Here is a 9,304-nt window from a genome sequence, read left to right as displayed (position 1 = left end):
CCCCCCCCCCCCCTTTCGGTGTTCATTCCCTGCCGCGACAGAATCCCATGATCGCCGAGGCGGCTTCCTCGGGACGCTCATAGTGCACCAAGTGCCCCACACCGGAGAGCTCGACGAACTGTGCACACGCCAACTCCGATGCGAATTCGCGAGTTGCCGGGATCGGGGCGATGGCGTCCTTGTCTCCGGCGATGACGAGCATGGGCATCCTCAGGTCGCCGGCCACCTCGGTGACGGTGTGGGCGACCGAAACCTCGAAGGCCGCTGCCAGCGAATCCCGATCGCTGAAGGTGGAGAAATGCCGAGCATGCTGATCGTGGATATAGCGGCGCAGACCGCGGTCACTGGTGGTGGCCATGACCTCACTCATCGCCCGCACGATGATCGGATTGGCCAGCAGCTGGTGACCGATCGTCTCCGGCAGCTGGGCTCCGAGGTTGTAGTAGAGACGGGTCAGAGCCGTCAGCACTTTGGCGGAGCCCTCGAGCGCCGGTGTAGTGATCGGGTTGATGAGGATGAGCTCACCGACAGTCGCCGGTCGGCGCGCAGCCATATGTGCGACCAGAATCGAGCCGAAGGAGTGGCCGAGAACGATCGGCGCGGCCTGCCAACGCGAAGCCACCTCTGCGATGAGCCCGACGAGATGATCGCAGTAGCTGTCAAGACTCAGACCTGCCGACAGTGGTGGCGTGAGGCCGAATCCGGGAAGATCGCCGACGATGACATCGCGATCACGGATCGCCCCTGCCATGAGGTCCATTCCGTGGTGGTCGCCGCGGAATCCGTGGACCATGAGCACAGGACGCGCGGTCGATCCCGAGGAGTGCACCCACACGGCGGTTGGGTGACCGTCGACGGTGAAGTCGGTGCGCTCAGGAGCAGGGAGGCTCACTTCGTCGAGACAGTGCTGCTCGCGCGCCGGGGCACAACGACGACAGGCACCGGCAGCACACGCAGAAGTCGCCTGGCACGCGCACCGATGAAGACGCGTCCGCCTCGGCCGAGTCTGCTCGAACCGATGAATGCGATCTCGCCAGGTTGGAAGTCCACGTTCGCGGCCGCGTCTTCGATGTCGGCTCCGGCCTGAGACTTGACGACGGCCCGGCCCGACTCGAACATCTCGGCCGCGCGGCCGGCCAACACCGCTCCCCCGTATTCCTCGGCGAATTCCTGAATCTCCACGGTATCGTCCTCGCCGAGCCCGTCGTTCTCGATCAGCGACAGCAGCCGCAGATCCACGTCGAGGGCCGCGGCTGACTGCACGGCGGCACCGATGAGCGCCGCGGCTCCGGGGCGTGCGCCGAAGAGCGTGGTGATTCGAGAGACGGGACCGATGTCCGAGTTGCCTGCAGGAGCCAGGACCACCGGGACCACTGAGGAATGGAGCAACGAGGTCGCGACGGTCCCGATGCGGAATGAGCGCATCAGCGTCGTGGCTCGAGCACCGATGACTATGCCGAGTGCACCTTCGGTCTCGGCGACCTCCATCAGACCTTTGGACTCATTGGACGAGGTGTGGATGACACCGCGGGCCGTGACGTCATCGGGCACCAGCGCCAGTGCCTCGTCGAGCCAGTCTTCGAGCTGCTGCGAGACGATCCCGGTGCCGTCCTGCGGAATCGAATTGCCTGCCGTGAAGGTCGATGACTCCGGACGTACGATCGTCACAATGAGTTCGATCCCAGCAGAACGTGCCAATGAGATGGCCAGAGCGATGGCGTCGCGTCCACGATCGGTGGCGATGTATCCGACGACCAGTCGTCGAGGGGTGGCAGCAGGCTGTGACATTGTCTTCTCCCAGTAAGTCGCGAGTCTGAGAAGATTCTACGTCGGCAGCTCAGCATTCTTCGACCTCACATCCCGAGCCCGATGGAAAGGTGCTCCACGTGACGGTGCGCATCGATGACCGGACCGAATAACCCACGATTCTCATTAGTCACAATAAAGTTCAGAAAGAATGAACAAAACCTACACACAGTTCTTCACCTGTGATAAATTCGACAGTGCAATTACGGATTCGCACAAACCCCAGAATTGCAACAGCCCATCTTGAGCGCTGACGCCGCTCAAACGAGATCCACGACCAAGAAGGGAGCGCAGAACTATGCCGAAACTTATCGCATTTCCGAAGCCCCAGCACTGCTGGACCGGGAACACTGCCTGCTTGATTGGCGGACAAGGGCTCGTCGGCTGAATTTCAGCCGCATCTTACGTCTTTCTCCACCGGTCATCTGAACGCCGGTACTTCCTCTGCCGCTAGATTACCCAGGTCATACCGCTGTGTCGCCACCGTTGGCGCCCACACGGTGCAAGCACGCCTGAGGTGGCCTCGCCCAGGACACCGTTGTTCACCAGGTGCGTTCATTCATGAACACCACCGACCTTTGGGGCCTTGATCCACTATCCGATTGAGCCTGCCTGTGGGCTGCTGCCGCCAATTCATCTGATTCCCACCAAGGCTCAGCTGATTGCGGACATCGATCCGTGAGTTCATTTCCCAGAAGTCGCTTTCATTCGAGTCTTCGGGCCTTTCTTCAGCTCATTGTCCTCGAACATTTCCACTAACCCTCATTTGGGCATTCCCCCTGCCCGAAAACATTAAGGAATCATTTTGTCCACGGCATTTCCAATCACATATCCACGGCGTGTGGCACTGAACACCGGGCTCAAGTTGATCCAATGGGCCCGCCGTCCGACTGCCGCCGCAAAGGATCGCAAGCAGGTCACTCTTCGCGACCGTCGTCGGGCGCAGCTTCGCAGACACGCTCGCGATGAACGGGTGAAGGAGCAGCGCGAACGCGACGTCGCGAAGTACCTCTACTATGTTCGGCCCATGATCTGATGTCCGGTGGCCGGGACCGGGAGTTCACTTGGTCCCGGCCAGCGTCAGATTCCCTGTTCCCGCCACCGGCTAACCACACGAGTGTGGCCAGCGTCACTCTCCGCCGATTTGTCGTCCCGCGCGCACCTGAGTAATATTGATCGAGCAAGCGGGGGTATGGCGCAGTTGGTAGCGCGTCTCCATGGCATGGAGAAGGTCAGGGGTTCGAATCCCCTTACCTCCACCGCATGAAGGGCCTGGTCTCATCACAATGAGGCCGGGCCCATCTTCGTATGCGTGGCTCGTATGCGAAGTTGCCGTCAGCGACCCGCTTCGAGGTCGAGCAGTCTCCGCTTCTTCTCTTCACCCCAGGCATAGCCGGTCAGCGCCCCATTCGCTCCGATCACACGGTGGCAGGGAACGATGATGCTGATCGGATTCCGACCATTGGCGGCTCCCACTGCGCGCGCCGCTGTCGGTCTGCTGATCCACGCAGCGAGTTCCCCGTATCCGGCGGTGACGCCGTAGGGAATCGTTGTCAGCGCCTGCCAGACTTCGCGTTGGAATTCGGTGCCTTTCGGGGCCAATGGAATGTCGAATGCGACGCGGGTTCCCGCGAAGTACTCGGCGAGCTGCTCCCCCGTCGCTGCGAACACCGTGAGTCCGTCGTCGAGGACCGGTTCGGCATCGCCTGACAGTGCCAGTCGCTTAAGAATCCGATCGAAATCATCAAGGTAGAGCCCGGTCAGGTGATCGCCGTCGGAGGTGAGAAGAATCCTCCCCAGCGCCGAGTCGATGATCGAATATCGCGCTGCGTTCGCCGTGGGCTGGGTCAGTGTCATCGTCATTGTGTTCTCCGTTCCTGATTCGCGGTGCTGTTCCTGATTCGCTGTGCTGATCATGGTTGTGGCTGGGAGTGATGGGCCCACAGCAGATGGGTGACGTAGGACCTCCAGGGTCGGGCACGGTCCGACTGGTGGGTCCAGGCGGTCATGTCTGTGTCTGAACCGTTGAGCTCCTCCATAGCCTTCCTGACTCCGAGGTCCGAACTGAGAAGGACATCGGGGTCTCCCAGCGCACGCATCCGAATGTAGCCAAGACTCCACGGACCGATTCCGGGGATGGCGAGCAGGCTGTCGTTGACCTCAGTCCGGTCGCATCCCGGCCCCAGATCGATCGAGCCGTCGGCCAGGTGTGCGCTCAGCGCTCGAAGGGTGGCGATCCTGCGACCGGGCAGCGCCCAATGCTCGTCGGGGATCTCTGCGATTGCTGTTGCGGTGGGAAACACTCGGTCGACAGTGCCGGCCCTCAGCTCATCCGGCAGCACCTGACCATAGGCGGTCACCAGGCGGGTCAGATGAGTCTGCGCGGCGCTGACCGAGATCTGCTGGCCCAGGACCGTTCGAATTGCGAGTTCGACGGGGTCGCCTGTTCCTGGGGAGCGGATGCCCGGGTACCTGTCGATGAGCGCGGAGAGCCCTGCCTCGGTCAGTGTCGCTCGCACCGCGATGGGGTCCGCGTCGAGGTCGAGGATTCGCCTGGCCCTGGCGACCGCGCTTCCCAGGTCGCGGGTATCGGCTAAACCGAGGTGGCACTCGATGTAGTCACCGGCACCCGGTGTCAGGGTCAGGACGGCAGGTCCGTGCGCTAGGCGCAGCGAACGGGTGTAGCGATCGCCGCTGACATCCTCAACCCCGGGAATCGCACGCACACTCAGATACCTGAACAGGTGAGCATGGTCGAACGGCGGCCGGTAGGCGAGGCGGACAGTGATGTCCTGACCGGTGTGCGCCTCCCCGGAGCTGCTGCGCAGATCCCGCGGAGTCGACGAATACACGGCTCGGAAGGTGTCGTTGAATTGTCGAATGCTCGAGAATCCGGCGGCGAAGGCGATCTCGCTCATCGACAAGGTCGTCGATTCGACCAGCGTTCGAGCAGTCCTGACGCGTTCGGTGCGGGCGATGGCAAGCGGCCCGACGCCGATCTCGGACTGCAGCACTCGTCCCAGCTGCCGTGGGCTGTATCCCAATGCCGAGGCGAGGCCGGAGATCCCCGCCCGGTCGACGAGACCATCTTGGATGAGTCTCATGGCCCGGGCGGTGACATCGGCTCGACTATCCCACTCAGGCGAATTCGGGCTGGCATCGGGTCGGCACCGTTTGCAGGCTCGGAATCCGGCATCCGCCGCTGCCGCTGCAGTCTGGTAGAAGCCGACGTTCTTGCGCAGCGGAGTTCTCGCCGGACAGGACGGACGACAGAAGATGCCCGTTGAATGAACCGCGGTGAAGAACATTCCGTCGAAGCGTCTGTCGCGTCCGGCCACTGCCTGGTAGCACTGATCTGTGGTGAGCATGTGACTATTCTGCTCGCCCGAGAGCGACAATACTAGCGGTTTTCGGACACGGCGGTGTCCGGCAGGATTCGTGGGACCAGACGGACGAGGAGGAGCATGAAGACAAGCTCGACAATCGTCTGCGCGACGACGGTCGAGGGACCGATGCCATCTGCAGTCATGGCGCGCACGATCGGGAGCATGACCAGCGAATTGCGGGTGACCGCGGTGAAGACGAGGCTCCTCCCCTGGCCCACGCTCAGAGGCAGCACCCGAGCCAGGATCGCGCCGAGGCAGGTCATGATGATCGCGAACACGACGAATGTCGCTACGGCACCACCGAGATCCGACAGATGCGAAGCGATCAGGGGCACCTGCGCCGCGGCGATCACAGCCAGGGTGAGCATCATCATTGGCACCATCGACCCCGAGACACTCTGGACGCAGCGATCCGCGACCGTCGACCTCCGAGACAGCAGACGCACGACGACTGAGGTACCCAGCGGCAGGAGGATGAAGATGACGAGGGCGGCGATGAAGAGCCCCGGCGCGATCGGTCCGACTGCTGTGGTGCCGAGAATGATCCACAGGTAGACCGGCAGGAGGATGATCTGGACGAGCATGAGCACCGGCGTCAGTGCCAGCAGACTTACGTGATCGCCGCCTGCCGATCTGGTGAAGACGAGGACGTAGTCGATGCAGGGGGTGAGGAGAACGATGAGGACTGGCAGGATGATGGGCTGAGCAGGAGGCATGATGGCATAGAGGCCGGCGACGATCAGCGGGACGATCAGGAAGTTGACGAGGGTGACTGCGCCCAGGAACTTCATGTCCGTGAAGGAAACACGGACGGCATCGAACGGGATGTCGAGGAATGTCACGAACAGGAGCGCGATGAGGCAGGGCGTGATCGCAGTGGTGGCGAGCGATGATGCTACCGGCTGGCCCAGCCCGATGAGAGCGCCTGTGACTATGGCGATGAGGTACCAGAGGACCTGATGTCTGGTCAGTGAAGCGAGCACGCGGGGGCAGTCAGCCGTTCTCGGGCCAGTAGTAGCTGTCAGGCAGCGCCCTTTTGCCGAAGATGGACTGGCCGACACGAACGCAGTTCGCTCCTTCTTCGATGGCCACTTCGTAGTCCCCTGACATGCCCATTGAGAGTTTCCCTGCGCCGATCAGCTCGGGGTCGGTCTCCTGCGCTTGGTCCCGCAGAGCGCGCAGACTCTGGAAGCAGGTGCGGACACGATCGAGGTCGGAGGAGAACACCGCGAGAGTCATCAGGCCCTGCACGTTCAGGGTCGGGAACTGCGGCAGTTCTCGCAGGAAGTTCAGGAGTTCTTCAGGCGGCATCCCGAACTTCGACTCTTCTGCCGAGGTGTTGACCTGAACGTAGACGTCCAGGCTGCGACCCGCCGCTTCGAGACGTCGGTCGAGAGCAGCTGCGACCTTCAGCCGGTCCAGAGCCTGGAACTCGGAGGCGAACTTCGCGACCTCACGTGCCTTGTTCGACTGCAGATGACCGATCACGGCCCAGTCGATGTCCAAGTCAGACATCTCGGCCGACTTCCGGAAGGCCTCCTGGACCTTGTTCTCGCCGAGCTTGTGGCAGCCGGCGGCAACAGCTTCTCGGATCCTCTCCTGAGGAACCGTCTTGCTCACCGGCAGCAGTTCGATCTCAGAGGAGTCGCGGCCGGCCCGTACAGCCGCGGTTTCGATGCGCCGATTCACCTCGGCGATGTTGATCCGGAAGTCCTCAGCAGTCGTCGCAGTCGCATACTGTCCGTTGTGGTTGGGCCCCTCGTTCGCGGCCTGGTCCTCGTCCATGTCCTCATGGTACCCAGACCGTCTCAGGCGACTATCCGCGCTCGTCCGGCCGGGACACGGTCAGTGGACTTCAGAGCGTCGTCCCAGGCGGCGGCGAGGCGGGGGCCGACCTCATCCAATTGAGCCTCGGAGACGGTGTATGGCAGCCGGACCCACCGGTCCAGGCCTCCGGCGGGGGCGAAATTGGGTCCGGAGACCAACCCGAGCCCGTGTTTTCTCGCAGCGACGGCAAGGGCACCGGAACGGTCCTCGGGCAGGCGGCACCACAGCGCCATGCCTCCGCTGGGCACGACGACCTGCCAGGTCGGAAGATGAGCGCGCACCTGCGCGGCGAGATTGTCCCTGGCCGCGCGCAGCTTGTCGCGGTATGCGCCGACGATTGTGTCATGGTCACGCATGAGTTCGACGGCGACAAGCTGTTCAAGCACGGGAGCGCCGAGGTCGAGGCTCAGACGCGTGGACGCCATCGCCTCGATGCGGTGGGCCGGAATTCGCAGCCACCCGACGCGCAGACCGCCCCAGTAGATCTTGCTGGTGCTTCCTGCCGTGATCGAGTCGGGGACGAAGGCCGCCATCGGCGTGGGTGTCGGATCGCCATCGAGCCCCAGCTCGACCAAGGACTCGTCGAAGATCGGCACCATGGAGTTGCGCCGAAGCATGGATGCGAGTTCGGGGCGCCGCTCTTCGGGCAGAAGCGCCCCGGTGGGGTTATGGAAGTCGGGGATCAGGTAGGCCGATCGCACACGGGTCTGGCGTGCGATGTGGTCCATAGCCTCGATGTCCCAATGGTGTCCGGCCGGGCCCACTTCGAGCGGATAGGGAATCAGGGAGGCACCGGCACCTTCCAGGGTCGCGATCGCGTTCGGGTAGGTCGGACTCTCAATGAGCACCCGGCCTCGACCCTCGTTGAGTGCACGCACGGCGATGGCCACGGCGCCGAAGGCTCCCGAGGTGATGAGGATCTGATCCGGATCGGTGCGGACACCGCGAGCGGTGTAGCTCTCGGCGATGAGTTCCCTGAGAACCGGGAGCCCCGAAGGATAGTAACCGGTACCGGGCAGATAGGCGTGGATCTGCGTGACCGCGCGTTCGTAGGCTCCCAACAGCCATGGCGGCGCCACCGAGGCGGTGCAGGTGAGGTCGATCTCCGCCTCGTCGGCTCCGGCCGGGGTCAGGAGATGATCGATGCGACCGCCCGGGACTTCCGGCATCTGGACCACGCTTCCGGAACCGCGCCGGGTGAGGACGAACCCCTGTTCGCGCAGCTTCGCAAAGGCGCGGGTGGTCGTCGTCCGAGACAGGCCAGTCGCGGCTGCGACCTCACGCTCACTGGGCAGCCTGGCCCCGACCGGGATGCGGCCGTCGCCGATGGCGCGCGAGATCCCTGCCGTCAGCGAATCATAGGCTGGTCCTGGCCACGGCCCGGTGCCGATGATGCCTGCCAACCTGGGACCGCTCATGACTGCCGTGCTCATGCCAACCTCGCTGTGTCGATGCCTCGTCCACCCGACCGGTGGCGATATGACCACTTTCTTCCAATTGGCTATTTTTTACAAGGCCAGTTCGAGACAAGATGGTGATATCAGTCAGAACGAACCGGAAAGACCTACGATGTCATCAACACCTGTGCCGAAGCGCGAACTCGCGAATATCGGCCCGATCCAGCAGCTCAAGAGCGGTCGACTCCCCCGTCGACTGCCGCAGCTGCTCCTCGGCCTCTACCTCTACGGCGCATCGATGGCCATGATCGTGACATCCGGGCTGGGCATGATGCCCTGGGACGTACTCCATTCGGGCATCATCAAGCACCTGCCGCTGACCTTCGGCACCATCGTCACGATCACGTCCTTCCTCGTCCTCCTCACCTGGATTCCGCTCAAGCAGCAGCCAGGACTCGGGACGCTGCTCAATGCCCTCCTCATCGGACCCTTTCTCGATCTGACGCGGCTCTTCCTGCCCCGACCGGAGGAACTGTGGTGGAATATCGCACTCCTCGTCGGCGGCATCATCCTCAACGGCATCGCCTCGGCGATGTACATCGGCTCGCAGTTCGGCCCCGGCCCCCGTGACGGCCTGATGACAGGCCTGTCGCGAGTCACCGGCAAGTCGATCCGACTGGTGCGCACCCTCATCGAGGTCAGTGTGGTCATCGTCGGCTGGCTGCTCGGCGGCGTCTTCGGCATCGGCACCGCGCTCTACGCTCTGGGAATCGGACCGATCACGCAGTTCCTCCTGCCCACATTCACCGTCGAGCTCCGGCCGCGGCCCCGGCCTCACGCCAAGGGCTGAGCAGGACTTCGCACCTAAGGTCGAGGAGCCTCAGAACG

General features: G+C 63.2%; 9 protein-coding genes and 1 tRNA gene. 3 read left to right on the top strand and 7 right to left on the bottom strand.

Translation table 11 applies throughout. The annotated features are described in order from the left end of the window. Nucleotides 1–22: 22 nt before the first annotated feature. Both ACE03M_RS05510 and ACE03M_RS05505 read right to left on the bottom strand, forming a co-directional pair. Nucleotides 23–892: an alpha/beta fold hydrolase gene (locus ACE03M_RS05510; RefSeq protein WP_143921560.1), complete on the bottom strand. Its 870-nt coding sequence runs from the start codon at nucleotides 890–892 to the stop codon at nucleotides 23–25. Further along, on the bottom strand, nucleotides 889–1,788 hold the full coding sequence (locus ACE03M_RS05505) for a universal stress protein (protein ID WP_143921559.1): 900 nt from the start codon (nucleotides 1,786–1,788) through the stop codon (nucleotides 889–891). Before ACE03M_RS05505 ends, ACE03M_RS05510 begins: the two co-directional genes overlap by 4 nt. A gap of 859 nt (nucleotides 1,789–2,647) precedes the next feature. On the opposite strand from ACE03M_RS05505, the gene ACE03M_RS05500 reads away from it, so the two are divergent. Beyond that, the gene (locus ACE03M_RS05500; protein ID WP_143921558.1) at nucleotides 2,648–2,842 is read left to right on the top strand and encodes a hypothetical protein; all 195 of its coding nucleotides are present in this window, start codon (nucleotides 2,648–2,650) and stop codon (nucleotides 2,840–2,842) included. Nucleotides 2,843–2,992: 150 nt separating this feature from the next. Then, nucleotides 2,993–3,065 (top strand) — tRNA-Ala (locus ACE03M_RS05495). A 76-nt stretch (nucleotides 3,066–3,141) separates the two neighbouring features. Here ACE03M_RS05495 and ACE03M_RS05490 read toward each other — a convergent pair. From ACE03M_RS05490 to yczR, 5 genes are read right to left on the bottom strand one after another with little or no spacing between them, the layout of a single operon-like run. Beyond that, nucleotides 3,142–3,669: a methylated-DNA--[protein]-cysteine S-methyltransferase gene (locus ACE03M_RS05490; protein ID WP_143921557.1), complete on the bottom strand. Its 528-nt coding sequence runs from the start codon at nucleotides 3,667–3,669 to the stop codon at nucleotides 3,142–3,144. Nucleotides 3,670–3,719: 50 nt separating this feature from the next. After that, nucleotides 3,720–5,174 (bottom strand): AlkA N-terminal domain-containing protein, encoded by a 1,455-nt coding sequence (locus tag ACE03M_RS05485; protein ID WP_143921556.1) that lies wholly within the window; start codon nucleotides 5,172–5,174, stop codon nucleotides 3,720–3,722. A gap of 32 nt (nucleotides 5,175–5,206) precedes the next feature. Further along, nucleotides 5,207–6,175 (bottom strand): arsenic resistance protein, encoded by a 969-nt coding sequence (locus ACE03M_RS05480; protein WP_485933088.1) that lies wholly within the window; start codon nucleotides 6,173–6,175, stop codon nucleotides 5,207–5,209. A 10-nt stretch (nucleotides 6,176–6,185) separates the two neighbouring features. Beyond that, complete coding sequence (locus ACE03M_RS05475) at nucleotides 6,186–6,977, bottom strand: YggS family pyridoxal phosphate-dependent enzyme (protein WP_143921554.1); 792 nt, start codon at nucleotides 6,975–6,977, stop codon at nucleotides 6,186–6,188. Nucleotides 6,978–7,000: 23 nt separating this feature from the next. Next, a complete protein-coding gene (gene yczR, locus ACE03M_RS05470; protein ID WP_485933087.1) occupies nucleotides 7,001–8,452 on the bottom strand; it encodes a MocR-like transcription factor YczR in 1,452 nt (483 codons plus the stop codon). A gap of 136 nt (nucleotides 8,453–8,588) precedes the next feature. Between yczR and yczE the strand changes: the two genes are divergently transcribed. Beyond that, complete coding sequence (yczE, locus tag ACE03M_RS05465) at nucleotides 8,589–9,266, top strand: membrane protein YczE (protein ID WP_143921553.1); 678 nt, start codon at nucleotides 8,589–8,591, stop codon at nucleotides 9,264–9,266. Nucleotides 9,267–9,304 lie beyond the last annotated feature (38 nt).

It is taken from the genome of Brevibacterium sp. AGC70, from assembly GCF_057334195.1.
Note: the sequence above shows the minus strand (reverse complement) of the source record. Positions and strands in the feature narration are given on the sequence as shown.